The sequence below is a fragment of the Enterobacter sp. D2 genome, assembly GCF_034427575.1.
In the GTDB taxonomy this organism is placed as follows: Bacteria; Pseudomonadota; Gammaproteobacteria; order Enterobacterales; family Enterobacteriaceae; genus Enterobacter; species Enterobacter cloacae_M.
Window position 1 is genome coordinate 1,517,495 of sequence record NZ_JAXQPP010000001.1, and the last position, 19,791, is coordinate 1,537,285.

At 55.7% G+C, this 19,791-nt stretch carries 18 protein-coding genes; 8 read left to right on the forward strand and 10 right to left on the reverse strand.

The features are described 5' to 3' along the window. The first annotated feature begins 8 nt into the window (after positions 1 to 8). Together SPG90_RS07365 and SPG90_RS07370 are read left to right on the forward strand one after the other, a co-directional pair. Complete coding sequence (locus SPG90_RS07365; protein WP_047174466.1) at positions 9 to 491, forward strand: L-2-amino-thiazoline-4-carboxylic acid hydrolase; 483 nt, start codon at positions 9 to 11, stop codon at positions 489 to 491. Next, positions 488 to 1,714 (forward strand): Zn-dependent hydrolase, encoded by a 1,227-nt coding sequence (locus SPG90_RS07370; protein WP_047174467.1) that lies wholly within the window; start codon positions 488 to 490, stop codon positions 1,712 to 1,714. The genes SPG90_RS07365 and SPG90_RS07370 overlap by 4 nt, the downstream gene beginning before the upstream one ends. Before the next feature lie 39 nt (positions 1,715 to 1,753). Here SPG90_RS07370 and SPG90_RS07375 read toward each other — a convergent pair whose 3' ends face one another. Continuing rightward, entirely contained in the window at positions 1,754 to 3,637 is a 1,884-nt protein-coding gene (locus SPG90_RS07375; protein WP_023311950.1) for a potassium transporter Kup, read from the reverse strand. 77 nt (positions 3,638 to 3,714) lie between these two features. Next, positions 3,715 to 5,202, reverse strand: a complete 1,488-nt coding sequence (locus tag SPG90_RS07380; RefSeq protein WP_126303381.1) for an MFS transporter — start codon at positions 5,200 to 5,202, stop codon at positions 3,715 to 3,717. Between the two features lie 116 nt (positions 5,203 to 5,318). Between SPG90_RS07380 and SPG90_RS07385 the strand changes: the two genes are divergently transcribed. Further along, entirely contained in the window at positions 5,319 to 5,912 is a 594-nt protein-coding gene (locus SPG90_RS07385) for a TetR family transcriptional regulator (RefSeq protein ID WP_045399983.1), read from the forward strand. 39 nt (positions 5,913 to 5,951) lie between these two features. Here SPG90_RS07385 and nhoA read toward each other — a convergent pair whose 3' ends face one another. After that, positions 5,952 to 6,797, reverse strand: a complete 846-nt coding sequence (nhoA, locus tag SPG90_RS07390; RefSeq protein WP_322408058.1) for an N-hydroxyarylamine O-acetyltransferase — start codon at positions 6,795 to 6,797, stop codon at positions 5,952 to 5,954. Positions 6,798 to 6,905: 108 nt separating this feature from the next. Between nhoA and SPG90_RS07395 the strand changes: the two genes are divergently transcribed. Further along, positions 6,906 to 7,478: a flavin reductase family protein gene (locus tag SPG90_RS07395; protein WP_029741093.1), complete on the forward strand. Its 573-nt coding sequence runs from the start codon at positions 6,906 to 6,908 to the stop codon at positions 7,476 to 7,478. Between the two features lie 35 nt (positions 7,479 to 7,513). Here the strand turns inward: SPG90_RS07395 and fusA are convergent, their stop codons facing one another. Beyond that, complete coding sequence (gene fusA / locus SPG90_RS07400; protein ID WP_322408059.1) at positions 7,514 to 9,613, reverse strand: elongation factor G; 2,100 nt, start codon at positions 9,611 to 9,613, stop codon at positions 7,514 to 7,516. Positions 9,614 to 9,773: 160 nt separating this feature from the next. Between fusA and SPG90_RS07405 the strand changes: the two genes are divergently transcribed. Further along, the gene (locus SPG90_RS07405) at positions 9,774 to 10,076 is read left to right on the forward strand and encodes an ArsR/SmtB family transcription factor (protein WP_047174471.1); all 303 of its coding nucleotides are present in this window, start codon (positions 9,774 to 9,776) and stop codon (positions 10,074 to 10,076) included. Between the two features lie 69 nt (positions 10,077 to 10,145). On the opposite strand, the gene SPG90_RS07410 is transcribed toward SPG90_RS07405, so the two are convergent. Next, positions 10,146 to 10,601 (reverse strand): GNAT family N-acetyltransferase, encoded by a 456-nt coding sequence (locus SPG90_RS07410; RefSeq protein WP_322408060.1) that lies wholly within the window; start codon positions 10,599 to 10,601, stop codon positions 10,146 to 10,148. Positions 10,602 to 10,765: 164 nt separating this feature from the next. Between SPG90_RS07410 and SPG90_RS07415 the strand changes: the two genes are divergently transcribed. After that, positions 10,766 to 12,244 (forward strand): PLP-dependent aminotransferase family protein, encoded by a 1,479-nt coding sequence (locus SPG90_RS07415; RefSeq protein WP_322408061.1) that lies wholly within the window; start codon positions 10,766 to 10,768, stop codon positions 12,242 to 12,244. A 27-nt stretch (positions 12,245 to 12,271) separates the two neighbouring features. Here the strand turns inward: SPG90_RS07415 and SPG90_RS07420 are convergent, their stop codons facing one another. Further along, on the reverse strand, positions 12,272 to 12,907 hold the full coding sequence (locus SPG90_RS07420) for a helix-turn-helix domain-containing protein (protein ID WP_045399993.1): 636 nt from the start codon (positions 12,905 to 12,907) through the stop codon (positions 12,272 to 12,274). Positions 12,908 to 13,028: 121 nt separating this feature from the next. Then, a complete protein-coding gene (locus SPG90_RS07425; RefSeq protein WP_322408062.1) occupies positions 13,029 to 14,360 on the reverse strand; it encodes a 2-hydroxycarboxylate transporter family protein in 1,332 nt (443 codons plus the stop codon). A 406-nt stretch (positions 14,361 to 14,766) separates the two neighbouring features. Between SPG90_RS07425 and SPG90_RS07430 the strand changes: the two genes are divergently transcribed. Both SPG90_RS07430 and SPG90_RS07435 read left to right on the forward strand, forming a co-directional pair. Further along, a complete protein-coding gene (locus SPG90_RS07430) occupies positions 14,767 to 15,714 on the forward strand; it encodes an AEC family transporter (protein ID WP_126303389.1) in 948 nt (315 codons plus the stop codon). 32 nt (positions 15,715 to 15,746) lie between these two features. Then, positions 15,747 to 17,432 (forward strand): NAD-dependent malic enzyme, encoded by a 1,686-nt coding sequence (locus tag SPG90_RS07435; protein WP_047063576.1) that lies wholly within the window; start codon positions 15,747 to 15,749, stop codon positions 17,430 to 17,432. Between the two features lie 44 nt (positions 17,433 to 17,476). Here the strand turns inward: SPG90_RS07435 and SPG90_RS07440 are convergent, their stop codons facing one another. From SPG90_RS07440 to SPG90_RS07450, 3 genes are all read right to left on the reverse strand, one after another. After that, positions 17,477 to 18,478, reverse strand: coding sequence for a Kdo(2)-lipid IV(A) acyltransferase (locus tag SPG90_RS07440; protein ID WP_322408063.1), 1,002 nt, complete (start codon positions 18,476 to 18,478; stop codon positions 17,477 to 17,479). Positions 18,479 to 18,675: 197 nt separating this feature from the next. Next, a complete protein-coding gene (pptA, locus tag SPG90_RS07445) occupies positions 18,676 to 18,906 on the reverse strand; it encodes a tautomerase PptA (RefSeq protein ID WP_023311964.1) in 231 nt (76 codons plus the stop codon). Positions 18,907 to 18,943: 37 nt separating this feature from the next. Continuing rightward, the gene (locus SPG90_RS07450; protein ID WP_126303393.1) at positions 18,944 to 19,561 is read right to left on the reverse strand and encodes a glutathione S-transferase family protein; all 618 of its coding nucleotides are present in this window, start codon (positions 19,559 to 19,561) and stop codon (positions 18,944 to 18,946) included. Positions 19,562 to 19,791 lie beyond the last annotated feature (230 nt).

Here is a 19,791-nt window from a genome sequence, read left to right on the forward strand (position 1 = left end):
GCAATGTGATGAGTGATAATAACGAGCTGGGCATTCTCGCCCGCCGCAAAATTGAAGCAGAAATTATAAAGCCAATTTATGAAATCCTGGTGCGCGAGATAGGGAAACCCCGCGCCCAGGCGGTCATTGGCGAGGCCATTGAGCAGGCCGCGATTGACGCTGGCAAAGCGTTTGCCAGCAAAGAACCCAACGGCACGGACGTAAAGAGCTTCATCGCCCTGCAGTATCTGTGGGAAAAAGATAACGCGCTTGACGTGAAGGTGATCGACGCCGACGACCAGCAGTACAACTACAACGTGACCCGCTGCCGCTACGCGGAGATGTATCACGAGATGGGGCTGGGAGAGATTGGTCATCTGCTCTCCTGCGCGCGCGATGAAAAATTCATCGTTGGCTATGCGCCGGACGTGAAGCTGACCCGCACGACTACCATCATGCAGGGCGGTTCGTGCTGTGATTTCCGCTACCGCAGCAGTAAGGACAAGCCATGATCCGCGTTAACGCCGAACGGCTGTGGTCAACGCTTGAGATGATGGCGCAGATCGGCTGCACGCCCGCCGGCGGCGTGACCCGTCTGGCGCTGAGCGAGGAAGATCGTATTGCGCGTAACCTGCTGCGCGACTGGGCGCTGGACGCGGGTTTCACCTGCGACGTCGACAGCATGGGCAATATGTTTATCCGTCGCGCGGGGAAAAACACGCAGCTTGCCCCGGTCATGACGGGTTCACATGTGGATACCCAGCCGCTGGGCGGTAACTACGACGGGGTTTACGGCGTGCTGGCCGGGCTGGAGCTGCTGCGAACCCTTAACGACCATAACGTTGAGACTGAACGTGACGTTGTGCTGGTGAACTGGACTAACGAAGAAGGCGCGCGCTTTGCGCCGGCCATGCTCTCTTCAGGGGTCTGGACGGGACAGTTTAGCGAAGCATACGCGCATGCCCGCGCGGATAACGAAGGCACTACCGTGGGCGAAGCGCTGGAGAGCATTGGCTACCGGGGTGAAACCCCTGCCCGTTCGTTTCCCGTTCACGCCTGCTACGAACTGCACATCGAACAGGGTCCGATCCTGGAAGATGAAGCCATTGATATCGGGTTAGTCCGCGCGGCAATGGGCCAGCGCTGGTTTACCCTGACGCTGGACGGATTCGCCGCCCACGCGGGCACGACGCCGATGCACAGCCGCCGCGACGCGCTGACCGCCTTCGCAGAGCTGGCGCTGAAGGTGGAAGAGATTGGCTATCGGCATGCGCCGGACGGACGCGCGACGATCGGTATGGCGAAGGTTACGCCAAACTCGCGCAACGTTGTGCCGTCTCGCGTGGAATGCAGCGTTGAGTTTCGCCACCCTATGCAGCAGGCGCTTGAATCCATGGAAGCGGCACTGCATAAGGTGGCTGAAAGCCTCAGCCTGCGCGGCGTCGCTGCTGCCGTTGAGCGCATTTTTGACTACGCGCCCATCGCGTTTGATGCCGAATGCCTGGCGCGTTCGGAGAAGGCCGTGGCGGAACTGGGCTATTCGTCGAAACCGATGGTCTCCGGTGCGGGACACGACGCCTGCTATGTCAGCAAAATGGCGCCTGCCAGCATGATCTTTATCCCCTGCGTGAAAGGCATCAGCCATAACGAAGCGGAGAGGATCCTGCCGGAGTGGTCGGAGAAAGGGGCGAACGTGTTATTGCATAGCGTTCTGTCCGCGGCCCTTGAGAGATAGAACGGTGCGAAAGCAGACGAGCTCTGCTTTCGCCAGAATCTACACGGCAACGCGTCGGCTGATTTCGACAACCCGATCGCTGGGAAGGTGATAGTGGTTGATGACGTGCGTACAGTTGCGCTTCATGAACGCAAAGATGTGTCGTTGCCAGGCCGCCATGCCTGCCTCACCCTCGCCTGCGACAATGGTTTCATGCCCGACATACCAGGTGGCGTCGTCCGTGGCAAAAAGCGCGTTAATCTCGCTGACACCCTGCAGCAAACGCGGGATATCCGGGTGTTCCATAAAGCCATACTGCGCCACGCCGTGCCAGTAGCCCGGCGCCCGCTGCTCTACCCTGATGCGTTGTTCTTCCCCCACGTATGGCACATTCAGAATATCAATGGTAAGCGACAACACATCCTGCTGTAGCGCCCGGTTTCGCGCGACGTGCCAGCGCATGACCGGCGGAATATTGTTCTGTGTCCGGGTCAAAAAGACGGCGGAGCCAGCCACTCTTGGCACCGTCTTTTGCTGAAGCTGGGCAAAGAACGCATCCACGCTGACGCCCTTCTCGCCCACCGATGCGGATACCGCCTTGACGCCGCGATGCCAGATCAGCATCACCGTACAAATCGCTGCGGCCATCAGCAGCGGAATATAGCCGCCCTCCAGGACCTTAATCAGATTGGCAAATAAGAAGGTGGCATCAATCACCAGGAAGCAGAGGGCAATCACCGCGCTGCTGGCCAGGCTCCAGCGCCACACTTCGCGCATTGCCACAAACAGCAGCCCCGTGGTCATCAGCATGGTTAACGACACGGCAATGCCGTACGCGGCGGCGAGCTTATCGGAGGATTTAAAGAACACCACCAGCCCGATGGTTACCCCCATCAGCAGCCAGTTGATTATCCCGATATAAATCTGACCGTAGCTTTCCGCCGCCGTCTGCTTGATGCGTAATCGGGGTAACCAGCCAAGCTGTATGGCCTGGCGCGTCATGGAAAAAGCGCCGGTGATAATCGCCTGACTGGCGATTATCGTCGCCAGCGCGGCAAGAATGATGAGCGGAACCTGGAGCACAGGCGGACAGAGCGTGTAGAAAAGGTTTTGCTTGCTGTCGGCACCGGCCAGAATCAGCGCTGACTGGCCGGCATAGTTGAGCAGCAGCGAAGGAAAGACGATGCCGTACCAGGCAAGCCAGATGGGCTTTTTGCCAAAATGCCCCATGTCTGCATACAGGGCCTCGGCACCCGTCACGCAGAGAAAAACGCCGCCCAGGACCAGAAAACTGGTGTACCCGTTCGAAAACAAAAACGCGATGCCGTACGCAGGGTTGAGGGCCAGCAATACCGACGGGTGTTGAACGATCCCCCGCACGCCCAGCGCAGCAATCGCCAAAAACCAAACCGCCATAACCGGGCCAAATATTTTCCCTATGCGAGCAGTACCAAAAGGCTGAAGAAGAAACAGCGCCAGCAGGACCGCCACCGTCAGGGGCAATATGTACGGCTGAGATTCAGGAATGACCATCTCCAGCCCTTCAAGGGCAGAAAGCACGGAGATAGCCGGGGTTATCGCGCCGTCACCGTAAATTAAAGCGGCACCGATAAGGGCGGAAAAAATCACCCAGCGCCCGCCTTTGCCTTTCTCCACCAGAAGCGACATTAAGGCCATGATGCCCCCCTCGCCATGATTATCAATTCGCATGGCAAAGGCGGCATATTTTATGGACGTTACCAGGATGAGTGTCCAGGTAATCAGGGAGAGCAGGCCCAGGATGACGCCGGGCGTAGGGTCATGCTCAGAGAGCGACAGCACCGTGCGGAAGGTATAGAGCGGGCTGGTGCCGATATCACCAAAAACGACGCCCAGCGCGCCTCCTGCAAGCAGGGTTAACCGGGAGAGCGGTTGGGACGGTTCACTGCTGTGGCGAGGGCTCATATTTTCCAGCAAGAGTCAGATAATCCTTTAAAAAACATAGCCCATCTGCCCCACCCGCGCCAACCGCGCGCCCTGTATTACTGCGGCCTGGCCTTCGCCAGGCTAAACCAGATCCCCACTGCCAACAGCAGCAGCATTCCGCCCGCGCTGCCCAGCGCCACGCTGTGCGAAGTGATAAACGCGCTTTTCGCCGCCTCAATCACCGACTCCGCCAGCGTCGGGGTCAGATCCTGCGCCACCTTCATCGCCTCACCAATGGATGACGAGGCTTTATCTGCGAGCGAGGCGTTCAGCCCCTGCGGCAGGTCAATCGACGCCGAGAAGCTGCGGGTCAACAGCAGACCAAAGATGGCGATCCCCAGCCCGGCGCCCAGCTCATAGGACATGGTTTCAATCGCCCCTGCCGCGGCGGCTTTCTCTTTCGGCGCAGCGGCCATAATCGCCGAGGTCGAGGCCAGCAGCGCGCTGGCGGCGCTGAAGCCGAGCAGAACCATCAGGGCAGAAGCCAGCAGCTGCTGCGTGCTGAAGTCGAGCATCGACAGGCCGATAAAGCTGACGGCGCTGAGCCCCATTCCGCCAGCCGCCACAATGCGCAGACCGAGACGACCCACCAGCACACCCGCGATCGGTCCGCTAAACCCGCTCGCCACCATCAGCGGCAGCATGAACATTCCCGCTTCAAACGGCGTAAAGCCATGAACAAACTGCAGCTCCTGGGCCATCAGCAGCTCAAACCCGACCAGGGCAATCATGGCGGTCATCGCCATCACCACGCCGCTCAAAATGATACGATGGCAGAACAGACGCATGTCGATCATCGGCACGCGGGCGCGGAGCTGAATACGCACGAAGATAAACAGCAGCACCGAGCCGGTCACCAGCGCGGACGCGACCACCCACGGCGACAGGACGCCTTTTAGCGCGGTTTTCGCACTGTAGACCAGCAGCAAAATCGCCACAATCAGCATAATGGCATGGCTGATATTCAGCGGCTGCTCCGGACGCCCCTGCTGAGGAGGCACCAAACGCGCGGCCAGCGAAACCACCACCAGCACGATCGGCACGTTGATTAAAAAGACTGATCCCCAGTAAAAATGCTCGAGCAGCATACCGCCAATCAGCGGGCCAAACGCCGCGCCACCGGAGCCCACCGCAGCCCAGACGCCGAGCGCAATGTTACGATCCCGCGCGTCGATAAACAGCGTGCGGATCCCGGCAAGCGTGGCCGGAATAATCATCGCCGCGCCGATTGCCAGCGAGGCGCGCGCCGCAATCAGCCACCCTGCTGACGGGGCAAATGCTGCCGCCAGCGACGACAGGCCAAACAGCGTGCTGCCAATCATGAGCAGTCGTTTAAAACCAATGCGGTCACCCAGGGCGCCCATCGGCAGCACCATTCCCGCCATCACCAGCGAGTAAATATCGATGATCCACAGCAATTCATTGCCGCTGGCGCCCAGCGTCATGCTCAATGTCGGCGCCGCCACGTGCAGCACCGTCGCGTCGATCGCCACCGGGATATACACCAGCACGATAATCACTAACGCTAACCACTGACGAAACATAAATTTCCTTTTCTTTTAAAACATGGACACATGTCCAGGATGCGATCCTACGTAAAGTTGAACGCATGTCCAGCTTTTTGTTACACTCGTTTCATTCCCATTGAGAGTGAGTAAACATGCGATATCTGAGCAAGGATGAACGGCGGGAAGCCATCTTACAGGCCGCCATGCGCGTGGCGCTGGCTGAAGGACTGGCTGCAATGACGGTACGCCGTATTGCCGCCGAGGCCGGAGTCGCCACCGGCCAGGTACATCATCATTTTACGTCCGGCGGCGAACTAAAATCGCTGGCCTTCGTACGGCTAATTCGCGAGCTGCTGGATGCGGATGTCGCGGGTAAACAGGCCGGCTGGCGGGAACAGCTTCATGCCATGCTCGGCAGCGATGACGGGAGGTTTGAGCCCTATATTCGCCTGTGGCGTGAGGCGCAGATCCTGGCCAGCCGCGATGCCGACATCAAAGGCGCCTATGTGATGACCATGGAGATGTGGCACCAGGAAACGGTGGCGCTTATCAAAGCGGGAACGGAGGCCGGGGCATTAAATCCGGGCGATCGGGCGGAAAATATTGCCTGGCGCTTGATTGGTCTGGTGTGCGGTCTTGACGGAATGTATATCTTAAACATGCCCGAAATGGACGAAGCCGCCTTTAACAACCATCTTGATAAATTAATCACGCTCGAGTTGTTTAATACGCCGTCTAAGCAGTGATGTTGCCGGGTAGCGGCGACGCCTTACCCGGCCTGCGTATTATTTCCCGGCCTGAGGATGTGTATCAAACCCTGCCATCACCGCCGTCAATTCTGACAGTGTAAAGCCGTGCTTCGGATCGTCAACCCCAAGACCAAAGCGCTCCTGCATTAGCTGGTATAGCGCCGCAGCGTTGGGAAGATGGATCTGCTCCTCCACATGGCCGTTCCGCCAGTGGGTAAAGTTGAAGTTGGTCAGCGTCAGCTTGCCGCCGTCCGGCAGATGGCGACACATCAACAGATGATGGCGGAAATGCGACTGCGGCCAGTGCGCCGACCAGAAATTCCCCATCACGTAATCGCTGAAATACTGCGTCGTCAGGTCAAACTGGTACATCGACTGCCAGTGCTCGTGGTGCCGGAACTGCAGCACCCAGTCGTTCCCCTCGCTCAGCAGACGATACAGCCCGTGCGGCGTCTCTTGTTCTTCATTAGCGAGCAAGCGAATCGGCGCCGTCAGCGTCTGGCCTCCAAAGCCGACATCGGCAATCCAACGCTCACCGTTAAGCTCAACCAGCAGCAGGCGGTGCGTGCGCGGCGGCATTTGCGGCGGACTCGCTAATACCACGCGCCCCAGCACGCTACGCACCGTAAACCCGACTTCACGCAGGACGCGCTCGAACAGGCCGTTTTGCTCAAAGCAGTACCCTCCGCGACGTGCGGTGACCAGCTTGTCGACCAGGCACCGATCGTCAAGCTGGATTTCGCGAGGCAGAACAACATCAATATTCTCAAAAGGGATCGCACAGTTGTGATGTAAATGCAGCGCGCGCAGGGTATTGATATCCACCCGCGTCGGTTGCGCCCAGCCGATGCGGACAAAATAGGCGTTCAGAAATGGGGACATACATCAGTTTCCTTTGATTGAGATGTTCTGTTTATAAACTAATTTTACGCATCCGCTTTGATTTACGTGCTTTTTCGTCATACTCATCGGTGTAGATGAGGAGACCCTATGAGCCACTTTCGCCCTGTTGAATTACGTCATGCCAGCCGTCTGCTGAACCACGGCCCTACTGTGCTTATCACCAGTCGGGATGAAAGCCTCGACAGACGCAACGTGATGGCCGCCGCATGGTCAATGCCCGTTGAGTTTGAACCGCCGCGCATCGCAATAGTCGTGGATAAAAGCACCTGGTCGCGCGAGCTGATTGAGCGCAGCGGGAAGTTTGGCATCGTCATCCCCGGCGTGGCGGCGGCCAACTGGACATACGCGGTCGGTAGCGTCAGCGGGCGCGATGAGGACAAATTCAACTGCTACGGGATCCCGGTGGTGAACGGTCCTGAACTTGGCCTGCCGGTGATAGAAGAAAAATGTCTGGCGTGGATGGAGTGTCGGTTATTACCCGTCACCTCAGCGGCAGAAAAATACGATACGCTGTTTGGTGAAGTGGTTTCAGCGGCAGCCGATGAACGCGCGTTTATCGCCGGGCGCTGGCAGTTTGACGGGGATAAGCTGAATACCCTGCATCATCTTGGGGCCGGAACGTTTGTCGCGAGCGGGAAGATGGTGAAGGCGCCGGATTGAGAAAACCCTCCCCCTATTGGGAGAGGGTGACCGTATTACTTCGCACGCCGCGCAATAATTTCATCCGCAACATTCCGCGGGGCTTCCGCAAAATGATGGAACTCCATCGTATACGTCGCGCGTCCCTGGGACATCGAGCGCAATGTCGTGGCATAACCAAACATCTCTGCCAGCGGCACGTCAGCGCGAATAATCTGGCTTCCGTACTGCTCCGCCATCCCCTGCACCATGCCGCGGCGGGAAGAAAGATCGCCCATGATGTTGCCGGCGTACTCTTCCGGCGTTTCCACCTCCACATGCATGATCGGCTCAAGGATCACCGGGTCCGCCCTGCGGGCGCCCTCTTTAAAGCCGAGGATCGCCGCCATGCGGAACGCCATCTCCGAGGAGTCGACGTCGTGATACGAGCCAAACGTCAGCGTCGCTTTGACATCGACAACCGGATAGCCCGCCAGCACGCCGCTGTTCATCGCTTCCCGCAGCCCTTTCTCAACGGACGGGATGTACTCGCGCGGCACCACGCCGCCCTTGGTGGCATCTTCAAATTTAAAGCCACTTCCGGGCTCCAGCGGTTCCAGGCTCAGCACCACATGGCCGTACTGCCCTTTACCGCCGGACTGACGAACAAATTTACCTTCGATATCCTTCACCGTTTTACGCAGGGTTTCACGGTAGGTTACCTGTGGGCGGCCAATATTGGCCTCGACGCCAAACTCACGCTTCATGCGGTCGACGATGATCTCAAGGTGTAGCTCACCCATCCCGGAGATGATGGTCTGGCCGGACTCTTCGTCAGTATGCAGGCTAAACGATGGATCTTCCGCCGCCAGACGCTGCAGCGCGATCCCCATTTTCTCCTGATCGGCCTTAGTTTTCGGCTCGATCGCCAGCGAGATAACCGGGTCCGGGAACTCCATGCGTTCAAGCGTGATCACTGCATTAGGATCGGTGAGCGTGTCGCCGGTAGTCACATCCTTCAGCCCAACGCAGGCCGCGATGTCTCCGGCGCGCAGTTCGTCCACCTCGTGACGATCGTTGGCATGCATCAGCACGATACGCCCGATGCGCTCTTTCTTCCCTTTCACCGGGTTATACACCGCGTCACCTTTGCGCAGCACGCCAGAGTACACGCGGATAAAGGTCAGTTGCCCGACGTACGGATCGCTCATCAGCTTGAACGCCAGGGCCGAGAACGGCTCATCATCGCTCGGATGACGCTCCGCGTGCTGCCCTTTTTCATCCACGCCATCAATGGCCGGCACGTCCAGCGGCGACGGCATGAGCTCAATGACCGCATCGAGCATGCGCTGCACGCCTTTATTTTTGAACGCGCTGCCGCACAGCATCGGCTGAATTTCACCCGAGATGGTGCGAATACGCAGCCCTTTGATAATTTCCGCTTCCGTCAGGTCGCCCGTTTCCAGGTACTTATCCATCAGTTCATCGCTGGCTTCCGCCGCCGCAGAGACCATTTTTTCCCGCCATTCCTGGGCGGTACTGACCAAATCGTCCGGCACGGGCGCATAGGTAAACACCATGCCCTGCGTCGCGTCGTCCCACAGAATGGTGCGCATCTTGATGAGATCCACCACGCCGGTGAAATGATCTTCTGCGCCCACCGGAATGACAATCGGCACCGGATTGGCCTTCAGGCGCTCCTGCATCATCCGCACGACGCGGAAGAAATCGGCACCCGCACGGTCCATTTTGTTGACGAAGCCCAGTCGCGGAACGTGATATTTATTGGCCTGACGCCAGACGGTTTCCGACTGCGGCTGCACGCCTCCCACGGAGTCATACACCATCACGGCGCCGTCGAGTACGCGCATGGAACGTTCCACCTCAATGGTGAAATCCACGTGGCCCGGGGTGTCGATGATGTTGATCCGGTGCGGCTCATAACCTCTGTCCATACCCGGCCAGAAGCAGCTGACGGCCGCGGAGGTGATCGTGATCCCGCGCTCTTGCTCCTGCGCCATCCAGTCAGTGGTTGCCGCGCCATCGTGTACTTCACCCAGCTTGTGGCTCATCCCGGTGTAAAACAGGATGCGCTCAGTGGTGGTGGTTTTACCGGCATCGATATGCGCGGAGATACCGATGTTGCGATAACGTTCGAGTGGGATGGGTCGGGGCATGATATTTCCTTAAGTCTTATGACTTGTCTGTGACGACCAGGATGGTCGTGCATTCGTTCGTTTGCTATAATAGTCCTATTGTACGAGTATTATCGAACTATTTTTTAACGGTTGACCTATTGTTGATATAGCTCAATCTGACGCCAAACGCAGGAAAACGATGATCCCAAACCACCCTGAAACTGAACAAATACTGCTGGAAAATGTGCTGTTTGCCCTCGGCAATCCGCTCCGGCTGTCGATTATTCGCCGGCTCGCCGATGGCAGCGAACTCAGCTGTAACGCGCTGCGTCCGGAAGACGTGGTGAAGTCCACGATGACACACCACTGGCGCGTTCTGCGCGACAGCGGCGTTATCTGGCAGCGCCCGCAGGGGCGGGAGAACATGATTTCGTTACGCAGAGACGATCTGGATGCCCGCTTTCCGGGGCTGATGGAGATACTTTTACAGGCCAAATCATAAGGACATGCCTGTTTTTTCCTGAAAAATGCCCCGTACGTAGTTGAGGGGGCATTACGTCAGCGAAGGGATTTATCTAACCTGCATACGATATTCAATCATTCCACTTTTCTTCGCAATCCAGTCGTACAATCGTTGCCCGCGATAGTTGGCTTCATGCGTATGCCAGTAAAGGTGGCTGGCATGATGTTTTCTGGCTTCTCTCTGAACATATTCTATTAACTGTTTGCCAATGTGTTTGCCCCTTACGGCTTCGCAGACGTATAAATCTTCGAGGTAGCAGTAATCGCTCTCAGCCCAGGTCGAACGATGAAAGAGATAATGCGCAAAACCCACTACGTTTCCATTACATCGTGCAACCACGCAGAATAGCGGCTCAACGGGGCTGAAAAATCGTTGCCAGGTTCGTTCAGTAATTGCCCCGGACAGATCGACGTTGTAAGACGCCTGATATTTTCCCCATAGCGGCATCCAGCTTTCAAAATCACGTTCTTTAACTGCCTCAATTATTACGCTCGTATTATTCATATTGCCTCTTTGGTCACCCGTTTATTCGTTTCAGGAAGAGTGTATTCGCTGAATGGCACGTTTTGTCCCGCCAATTCTCGCCATCAAGGCAGACCAATTTTTCATCCTTCTGCATGCAATATTGCTTTAGAATCAAAAGACACACAGGAAAAGTGGACAACGTAATGTTTAAGCACGCACAGCTTGAAACGGTTAAGGCATGGATTATCGACCCCGCTAACGGATCGCTACCGCTTCATGAAAGGATCCAGAGAGCAATACGGACGCTGATACTGGAAGGGGTATTATCTCACGGTAAGGCCCTTCCTGCCTCACGCGCTCTGGCGGCTTCTCTCAGCGTTTCCCGGGATACCATTGAAGCGGCCTACTCCAGCCTGCATGCCGAAGGTTTTATTGAGAGACAAACAGGCAGAGGGAGCTTCGTCTCTTCCAGCGCGCGTTTTTTAAAACCCCGTCCTCGACAGAATCAGCCAACCGCTGAGATACAAAAAGCAAAACTCAGCGTCCGGGGAAAGATCGTTTATGAAAGCGGCGGGATCCGAGAATTTTCCTCCCCTCGCCCCCTTGCGCCCGGCATTCCTGAAACCCGCATGTTTCCCATTCCGATCTGGGAGCGTCTTCAGCGAGAGGTCCTGAAGGAGTTTCAGCATCAGGCATTAGAGCAAAGTCCCCCACAGGGTATAGAGCGCCTGCGACGGGCAATTGCGGAATACGTCAATCTTGAGCGCGGAACACGGGCGAATGCAGAACAGGTCATCGTTCTGACAAGTTCTCAACAGGCGCTTGCGCTCTGTTCCCACGTGCTGATGGACGCCGGGGATGGCATTGTCATTGAGGATCCCTCCTATCAAGGGGCGCACAAAGCGTTCAACGCTGCAGGGCTTCGCTGTATTCCGGTTCCTCTTGATGAAAAAGGCATCTCGGTTGACGGTCTTAATTCTCTGACCGAGCCTGCCAGGGCGATCTACCTTACGCCTTCTCATCAGTACCCTACCGGTGTGACGCTCTCTCTTGACCGACGACTGGCGGTTATTAAATGGGCAAACCGTTACGGAGCCTGGATCATTGAGGATGACTATGACAGCGAGTTTCACTACGAAGGCAAGCCTATGGCCAGTCTTCAGGGGCTTGATACTTCCAACCGGACAATTTATATCGGCACGTTCACCAAGTCTCTGTTCCCTGGGCTACGTATTGCCTACACCATCGTTCCCTCAGAACTGATAGAGCCCTTTACCATGGCGAGGACATTAATGGATGGTCACACCGCCTCAATAACCCAGCTGACGCTGGCTAAATTTCTGGAGGGGGGCCATTTTGGCGCCTATGTTCGTAAGATGCGGAGTATTTACGTTGCTCGTCGAGACGCGCTGGCAAGCATGATGGCCGAATATCTTTCCGAATATGTTACCTGTGAAACGCCTGCGGGGGGAATGCAAATGCCTTGTCACCTGAAATACGGCATATCCGAGAAAGAAATAGCCACCGCCGCCCGCCGCGCGGGTGTTGATATACTTGGTCTTACCAATTTATATGCAGGTCCTCCCGCGTCCACCGGTTTTTTGATGGGATTTGCTGCTTACACGGAAAGGGAGATAGAAGACGCTGTAAAAAAACTGGCCGCAATTTTCCGTCATGTTTGATGCCGTCGACCGGTCAGCGGCGAACACTCATTCCGGGCGAGCAAGGCTATAAACAGGTATCCGCCGGGTTGTTTTGGTGAGCGTATCAAACACCTCGGCGTCGGACGTCACGATCCTCATCCCCGTTTTGCGTAATCTCTGCACATCGGCCGCGATGCGCTGAATGCCAAACCAGAAAAGCCCGTCGAGTGCCGTTATCGCTAACCCATTTTCCAGCGCCAGCTTAAGTCGTTCGCGGGGGGCTTTAACCTGCTGGGCAATTTGCCGGTAAGGCGCTTCATTGCATCCTGTCGCGTCACTGCGCTGGATACGCGTTTTCAGCTGATAGGTAAACTCGTCAGGTATGCCGTCCAGATCCCTTTTAAGGCTATAGACGCAGCCAAAGCGCTTGCCGTTAAACAGAACATTTTTCTGACTGAGCTGAAGCTCTTTTCTGACAGCGTCAATCAGCTGGGGCGCGCGGGTGAGGAGCAGCCTGAACGGCAGCTCGAAGCTGGTGACATAATCCACATTAAGCAGCGCGAGACGCAGACGATCCTCCGCACCGGACTGTTGCTCACGGCACTCCTCCAGCACCTCCGCCCACTGGCGCGTCAGGCGCTCCGGTTCGGCGGCTTCGGTCAGGAGATATTTTTCAATCTGATAATCAACTCTTCCGGTCATCGTGTGGTATCCCGTCGCTGTGGCTGCGGTAATTCTATACAGCGCGGTGAGTTTTATAAAGGACTGAACCGCAGCGACAATCTGTAAATGTCGTTGCGATTCAGTATCCTGACGTTTCGGATCAGTGCGCCATAATCCAGCCCATCAGAAGCGTGGCGAAAATCACCGTCGACGCGCCGCCGATGCGGGTGGCGATCTGCGCGAACGGCATGAGCGACATCCGGTTAGACGCGGACAAAATGGCCACGTCCCCCGTTCCGCCCAGCCCGCTGTGGCAGCAGGTCACAATGGCCGCTTCCACAGGATACATATTCAGACGCGACGCAATAACGTAGCCGCTCAGCGCCATCGCAATCACAACCGAACCGCATACCACCACGTATCCCACCGAGAATACCGACACCACGCTCTCAAGCGGCACGTATAACATCCCGAGGCCGATCATCAGCGGCCAGACCAGCGCAGCCGAGACGAATTTATAGCAGCTATGCGCGCCGTGCTCCATTGAGGCCGGAATCACCCTGAAGTATTTACACAGAACGGCAATCAGGATCATCAGCACCGGGCCGGGAATGTGTACCAGTTTTTCAAACAATCCGCCGACGATGAAAAACGCGCACACCATCAGCAATCCGCCCCCCATCAGATGAAAATCCGTCTGCTGCGTGCTCTGCGTCCCGGCAAACAGGCTGGCGTCGTCTTTACTCCGCGTAAGCATGCCATTTCCCGAAAGCGCAGGACGTTTCGCGCCGAGACGCGCCAGCGATCCCGCACAAATAATGGCGAAGATATTCCCGACGACCGCAGCGGGTGCCAGCTGCGCAACGTAGACGTCCGGCGTCTGCCCCAGTATTGCCGAATAGGCCAGGGACAGCGGCAAAATCCCCTCGCCGATCCCGCCGCCGATAATAGGCACAATGATGAAGAAGAAGGTGTGGTAAGCCGTATAACCAAACAGTGAGCCCACAATGAGGCCGCTCAGCACGGCCATGCATGTTCCCGCCACCAGCGGAACAAACATGCGCATCATCCCCTGGATCAGCAGCACCCGGTTCATCCCCAGAATGCTGCCGACCACCAGGCAGGCGATGACGAAATAGAGCAGATTCGCCTCTTTCATCAGCAGATGGACGGTATCAAGGGTATGTTTCCCGAATACGCCAAAATAGACCAGCACGGAAGGCACCATCAGGCACAGGATCGCCGGGCCGCCGATATCTTTCAGCACCGGGATTTGACGCCCTACTTTGGCAAACGCGAAGCCGAGGGTCATAATGACCGCGAGACCACCAATCATATTTTTTGGCAGCAGCCCTGCCCAGGCGGACGTCGCCACAATGGCGGCAATCCCGACGAACAGCATCAACGGGACCGTGCCCACCTCGGTATTGTTGAGCCCAAAGGCGAAACGCGAGGTAGACAGCTCAGAAGTCGGTACAGGATTATCTTTCATATAATCACCTGAAAATTGTGTTCGGATATACAGAGAAAGGAATAAACTGGAGCTATTCCTGATACGAATAAATGTTTTTAAATATAAATAATGACTTAGATGGCCTTTTCTTAAACCAGGCTCAATATGAAATTATCACGAGCCTGCCGGGAGAAATGTGAACAATACGGCCCTTTATCTTTAAATAACTTAATTCATCATTAAGTAACTAAAGTTATTTATGATGACCAGCATCGCTTTCTTGCGCCTTATCAATATTTGACGAAAGTATTAGTTATCCAACTAATGCAATCTTTTTGAAATTAATAAAACCAGAGAGAGTGTGACCCTTGTCACTCCTGCCCTGCTTTCTAAGCGCTAGATTAGCGCTGCAATAAAACACATAAAATACCCTACAGGAAATACTATGCCTTCATTACTATTACAGTCACTGTTTCCGCTCGTCTTTATAATGTTACTTGGATGGCTAAGTGGAAAACTGGGATATTCCCGGCGTGAAGATGCAAACGTCATGGCAACCGTGGTGATTCGTTTCGCCCTTCCTTTCCATCTTTTTATCGGTGCATTGCATACCGATCCCAATAAAATTAAGAACCTGACCTTTATGGCCGTTTTAGTTGTCGGTTTAATGGGGTCGTATTTACTGACGCTATTTATTTCGCGCTACGTTTTTCGCCACGATATCAAAACCAGCGCCATTCAGTCACTGGTTTGCGCCTTTCCCGATATGGCCTACTTTGGCGCACCGGTCCTGGCGGTCTTGATTGGGCCGGAAGGATTTATCGGCGTGCTGATTGGCAATATTATTACCAGCGTTATCATGATCCCCCTGACTATCGTCCTGATTCGTATGGGTGATAAAAACGGTCAAGATGGCCTGGAGGCGCTGCACCCGGGCGCGATGATCGTGCAAAACCTCATCAAGGCGGCACGCAATCCTATCGTCTGGATCCCGGTCTCCGGCGTATTGCTCAGTCTGGCCGGCGTGCAAATCCCTTCTATTCTCAGCATGCCTATCGAAATGGTTGGCAAAGTTTCAGGCGGACTGTCCCTGTTTGCCCTCGGCCTGTTGTTTTACGGTGAACGTCCAAAACTGAACGTGCAGACGTTTACCAATATCAGTATTAAAAACCTTATTCAGCCGGCAATTATGGCCGCCGCGGGGATCGCCTTTGGCCTGAGCCATACCTTACTGCAGCAGGTCGTCATTATTGGCGCAACGCCTTCCGCTATTGCCGCGGGGATGTTTGCCTTACGCAGCGATACCTATATTGATACCGCATCCTCTTCCATATTAATTGGCACTGCCGTCGGGGTCGTGACCGAAGGCATTATGATCTATTTCATCTCTTAATCTGTTTTATTTAAAAAATTCAGGAGTTAACCATGTCCCGGAAAGAAGTTCTGTACACCCCCTATAACGGGGCCGTATTGCTGGAAAATCCGCTGCTAAATAAAGGGCTCGCATTTATTAAAGAAGAGCGTGACAATTTTAATCTGCATGGGTTATTGCCGCACAACGTTGAAACGATTGAGGAACAAACCGAGCGCGCCTGGGTGCAGTTCTGTCATTTTAAAAGCGATATTTCGCGTCATGTATACCTGCGAAATATTCAGGACACCAATGAAACTCTTTTTTATAACCTCCTGCGTTCGCACCTGAAAGAGACGTTACCGATTATCTATACCCCGACGGTCGGTGAAGCCTGCGAGCATTTCTCCACGATATATCGACGCGCGCGCGGCCTGTTTATTTCATGGCCGAATCGCCATCGTATTGATGAGATGCTGCAAAGCTTTTCGCGCAACGACGTTCGCGTGATTGTGGTGACGGACGGGGAACGTATTTTAGGGCTTGGCGATCAGGGTATCGGCGGAATGGGCATCCCAATTGGCAAGCTGTCGCTGTATACCGCCTGTGGGGGGATCCATCCGGCCTCTACCCTGCCGATTATGCTGGATGTCGGCACCAATAATCAGCAACACCTCGACGACCCGATGTACATGGGCTGGCGCCACCCGCGCATCAGCGACGACCAGTACGCTGAGTTTATGGATATGTTTGTCAGCACCGTTAAAGCGCGCTGGCCCAATGTGCTCCTGCAATTTGAAGACTTTGCGCAGAAAAACGCTACCAGGCTGCTCCAGCGCTACCGCGACCAGCTGTGCTGCTTCAATGATGATATACAGGGCACGGCCGCCGTCACCGCCGGTACGCTGATGGCGGCGGCGCATGCGGCTGGTACGCGCATTCGCGACCAGCGCGTGGTCTTCCTGGGCAGCGGCTCTGCCGGATGCGGAATAGCTGAAAAGATTGTGGCGCTGATGGTGGACGACGGCCTGACCGAGTCCGAAGCCCGCAGTCGGATCTTTATGGTCGATCGCTTCGGCCTGCTGACCGACGACATGACCAACCTGCTCGATTTCCAGAAAAACCTGCTTACCGCGCGCGACGCCGTTTGCAGCTGGCAGGTAGACTCGCAAAATATTTCCCTGCTGGACGTGGTGAAAAACGCGCATCCCACGGTGATGATCGGCGTTTCAGGCCAGCCGGGGCTGTTCAGCGAAGAGATTGTCAAAGAGATGCATCGCCACTGTCCGCGCCCAATCATCATGCCGCTCTCGAACCCGACCTCGCGGGCGGAAGCCCAGCCGCAGGATCTTATCGCCTGGACCCAGGGGGCCGCGCTGGTGGCCACCGGCAGCCCGTTTGCCCCGGTATTCTGGGAGAATGAACACTACGAGATCGCCCAGTGTAACAACGCCTATATTTTCCCGGGCCTGGGGCTGGGCGTGCTGGCCTGCAACGCGCGCCGGGTGACGGAAGAGATGCTGATGGCAGCAAGCCGCAGCCTGGCCGCGCAGTCTCCGCTGGTCACCACGGAAAAAGGCGGATTGCTGCCGCCGGTAGATCAGATTGAAACGGTTTCACGCCAGATTGCCGTCGCCGTCGCCCGGGCCGCGATTAAACAGGGCGTGGCTCCGTCGATAGATGATGAGACGCTGATGGCGCGTATTGAGAAGACCTGGTGGCAGGCGGACTATGCGCCGTACCGCAGGTCTGCGCTGTAGCGCCAGTCATGCCCTCACCGCAGGGTGAGGGCATCGCTGTGGTTTTAGTGCTGTATGCCTGAGCGGTCAGAAAAATCGCTGGCGGAGAGACTATCATCCCGAGTTGCCGCCTGTTTCAGACGGGCATACCGGTCAGGTACCCCTTCAGGACGCGTTTTGAAGCGACGATGCAGCCACATATACTGCTCTGGCGCCATGCGTACGGCCTGCTCAATTGCCCTGTTCATCTGCGTCGCCACGGCTTCTTTATCGCCGCCCTGCAACGCCTCGCTGATATCCTCAAGAATAATCAGTTCGTAACCGGAGCCATCCGCCCTGCGGCGCGGCACAAAGGGGATGACGGCAGGCTTAGCGCTTTTGACCAGCATATAGCTTCCAGCGGTCGTGGCGGCATCCGGAACCGCAAAGAACGGCACAAAGACGCTATTGGTTTTGCCATAGTCATGGTCCGGGGCGTACCACAAAATCTCATTTTGCTTCAGCGAGCGGATCATGCCCTTTAAATCATGACGATCGAGCATGGTTTTATTGGAGCGCAGGCGTCCGCGCGTCTGAAGCCAGTCCAGCAGCGCGTTATTATTCGGACGATACACCCCAATGCCGGGATTAAGCATGCCAAAGATCCGCGCGCCCAGCTCAAGGGTGAGAAAATGCATGCCAACGAGCACCACGCCATTGCCCTTTGCCCGCGCCTTTTCCATGTGCTCATACCCCTGCACGGTAAAGCATTTCTTCACCCGCCACGCGGGCCAGAACCATGCCATCCCGGTTTCGATTACCCCCATTCCTACCGATTCAAAATTACGCTGCAGCAGGGACTCTCGCTCCGCCTTTTTCATCTCCGGGAAACAAAGCTCCAGGTTGCGGCGGGCAATTTCGACGCGGCGGGGAAGCAGGCGCATCGCCAGTCGACCAAGGCAATGACCGATTCTGAACAGCAGCGGATAAGGGAGCAGCATGATGAGCCACAGAGCCGCAATGCCGGCCCAGCTTAGCCAGTAACGGGGATGAAGAAAGGCGAATGAAAAACGGGGTAATTTTGTCATGCGAAAATTATCCTTTAACGTGTCTGTCCTTAATTGATTCTTTTGAAGATCTTTCCTAAGGATTAATAATATGTCAGCCAGAAACGTTAATTGTAGCGGATAAAACAAAACGCATTTTTATCGATTTTTGCGAAAAAAATGAAGACGAGACGGGAAAAAACCGGGAAGGAGAGATCCATCCCCCCCGGCAAGTGCGCTTACATTGAATAGCCAGGCTTTTTAATTAATTCGTCCAGCTTCGGTCCTATTTCGGTATCCCAGACCTGCGCTTTCCAGTCCTCCTGGTTCACCTGATTCAACGCAACGGAGACAGAGCTGTCTTTGCTGTTGAAATGGCGAATAATGACCTCAGCAATATCCTCGGCCAGTGCGGCTTTTTGTTCGTCGTTCAAATCGCGGGGAAAACATTTGATATCTACGTGTGGCATATGCAGGCTTCCAGTTGTGAGTCAGGGCTCCACGTTATCAGATAATACCGTTGGCCTTTAACACCTTGTGCAGTTCCGGCAGCTGGCATACGGTGTCCGCAATAGCCATAAACCTCGGCGTATTGGTCGCAAACCAGTCATGGCGTGGCCCCCAGGTTCGCGCCACCGCGATATACACATCCAGCAGCGTCAGCCGTTCCCCCAACGCAAACGGGGCGGCCTTGAGCTGAGTTTCGAACCACAAATAGAGGGACTTCCGGTATTCGATGCAGTTTTTCTGCAGCTGTTCAGGCGCATCCGGCGCCCAACGTTCGGGATAGTCTGCATACGTAAACGTGGGATAGACGTTGGCCACAAACCAGATCAGCAGACGCTGAAACTGCTGGCGTTCGGCCTGCCCCACGGGCGGCGCGAGATCGGGGCATCTGTCGAGCACCATCAGGGCAATCGCCGCCGTTTCGGTCATAATGGCGCCATTTTCCAGCTCCAGCGTGGGCACCTGACACAGCGGGTTGAGCTTTTGCAGCAGCTCGCGCTGCGGACCGGGCTGGTCAAACCCGTCCACGTCGATAAATTGATAGGGGATATCGGCCAGGGTTAGCATCACTTCACCGATCGCCGAGCCCCAGCCGGGTACGCCATAGAGTTTAATCATGTTGCCTCCTCAGGGATGAAAACCCTAAGTGTATACCCGTCATACTTCAAGTTGCAGGTGCGTTGGCTGCACTCACTCACCCCAGTCACGTACTAGTGTACGCTCCCGGGAATTCGTTCCCTTGCCGCGTTACTCGGCCTGTAGCCTCGCCCCTTCGGGGCCAGCGCAAGCGCTGTTCAAAACGGCAAGCCATTTTGTCCTGCAACTCGAATTATTTTGGGTATAGAGCA

What these genes read in the sequence shown, in the direction of transcription:
- SPG90_RS07365 (WP_047174466.1), top strand. Translation starts at nt 9, where the DNA reads ATGAGTGATAATAACGAGCTGGGCATTCTCGCCCGCCGCAAAATTGAA.
- SPG90_RS07370 (WP_047174467.1), top strand. Translation starts at nt 488, where the DNA reads ATGATCCGCGTTAACGCCGAACGGCTGTGGTCAACGCTTGAGATGATG.
- SPG90_RS07375 (WP_023311950.1), bottom strand. Translation starts at nt 3,637, where the DNA reads ATGAGCCCTCGCCACAGCAGTGAACCGTCCCAACCGCTCTCCCGGTTA.
- SPG90_RS07380 (WP_126303381.1), bottom strand. Translation starts at nt 5,202, where the DNA reads ATGTTTCGTCAGTGGTTAGCGTTAGTGATTATCGTGCTGGTGTATATC.
- SPG90_RS07385 (WP_045399983.1), top strand. Translation starts at nt 5,319, where the DNA reads ATGCGATATCTGAGCAAGGATGAACGGCGGGAAGCCATCTTACAGGCC.
- nhoA (WP_322408058.1), bottom strand. Translation starts at nt 6,797, where the DNA reads ATGTCCCCATTTCTGAACGCCTATTTTGTCCGCATCGGCTGGGCGCAA.
- SPG90_RS07395 (WP_029741093.1), top strand. Translation starts at nt 6,906, where the DNA reads ATGAGCCACTTTCGCCCTGTTGAATTACGTCATGCCAGCCGTCTGCTG.
- fusA (WP_322408059.1), bottom strand. Translation starts at nt 9,613, where the DNA reads ATGCCCCGACCCATCCCACTCGAACGTTATCGCAACATCGGTATCTCC.
- SPG90_RS07405 (WP_047174471.1), top strand. Translation starts at nt 9,774, where the DNA reads ATGATCCCAAACCACCCTGAAACTGAACAAATACTGCTGGAAAATGTG.
- SPG90_RS07410 (WP_322408060.1), bottom strand. Translation starts at nt 10,601, where the DNA reads ATGAATAATACGAGCGTAATAATTGAGGCAGTTAAAGAACGTGATTTT.
- SPG90_RS07415 (WP_322408061.1), top strand. Translation starts at nt 10,766, where the DNA reads ATGTTTAAGCACGCACAGCTTGAAACGGTTAAGGCATGGATTATCGAC.
- SPG90_RS07420 (WP_045399993.1), bottom strand. Translation starts at nt 12,907, where the DNA reads ATGACCGGAAGAGTTGATTATCAGATTGAAAAATATCTCCTGACCGAA.
- SPG90_RS07425 (WP_322408062.1), bottom strand. Translation starts at nt 14,360, where the DNA reads ATGAAAGATAATCCTGTACCGACTTCTGAGCTGTCTACCTCGCGTTTC.
- SPG90_RS07430 (WP_126303389.1), top strand. Translation starts at nt 14,767, where the DNA reads ATGCCTTCATTACTATTACAGTCACTGTTTCCGCTCGTCTTTATAATG.
- SPG90_RS07435 (WP_047063576.1), top strand. Translation starts at nt 15,747, where the DNA reads ATGTCCCGGAAAGAAGTTCTGTACACCCCCTATAACGGGGCCGTATTG.
- SPG90_RS07440 (WP_322408063.1), bottom strand. Translation starts at nt 18,478, where the DNA reads ATGACAAAATTACCCCGTTTTTCATTCGCCTTTCTTCATCCCCGTTAC.
- pptA (WP_023311964.1), bottom strand. Translation starts at nt 18,906, where the DNA reads ATGCCACACGTAGATATCAAATGTTTTCCCCGCGATTTGAACGACGAA.
- SPG90_RS07450 (WP_126303393.1), bottom strand. Translation starts at nt 19,561, where the DNA reads ATGATTAAACTCTATGGCGTACCCGGCTGGGGCTCGGCGATCGGTGAA.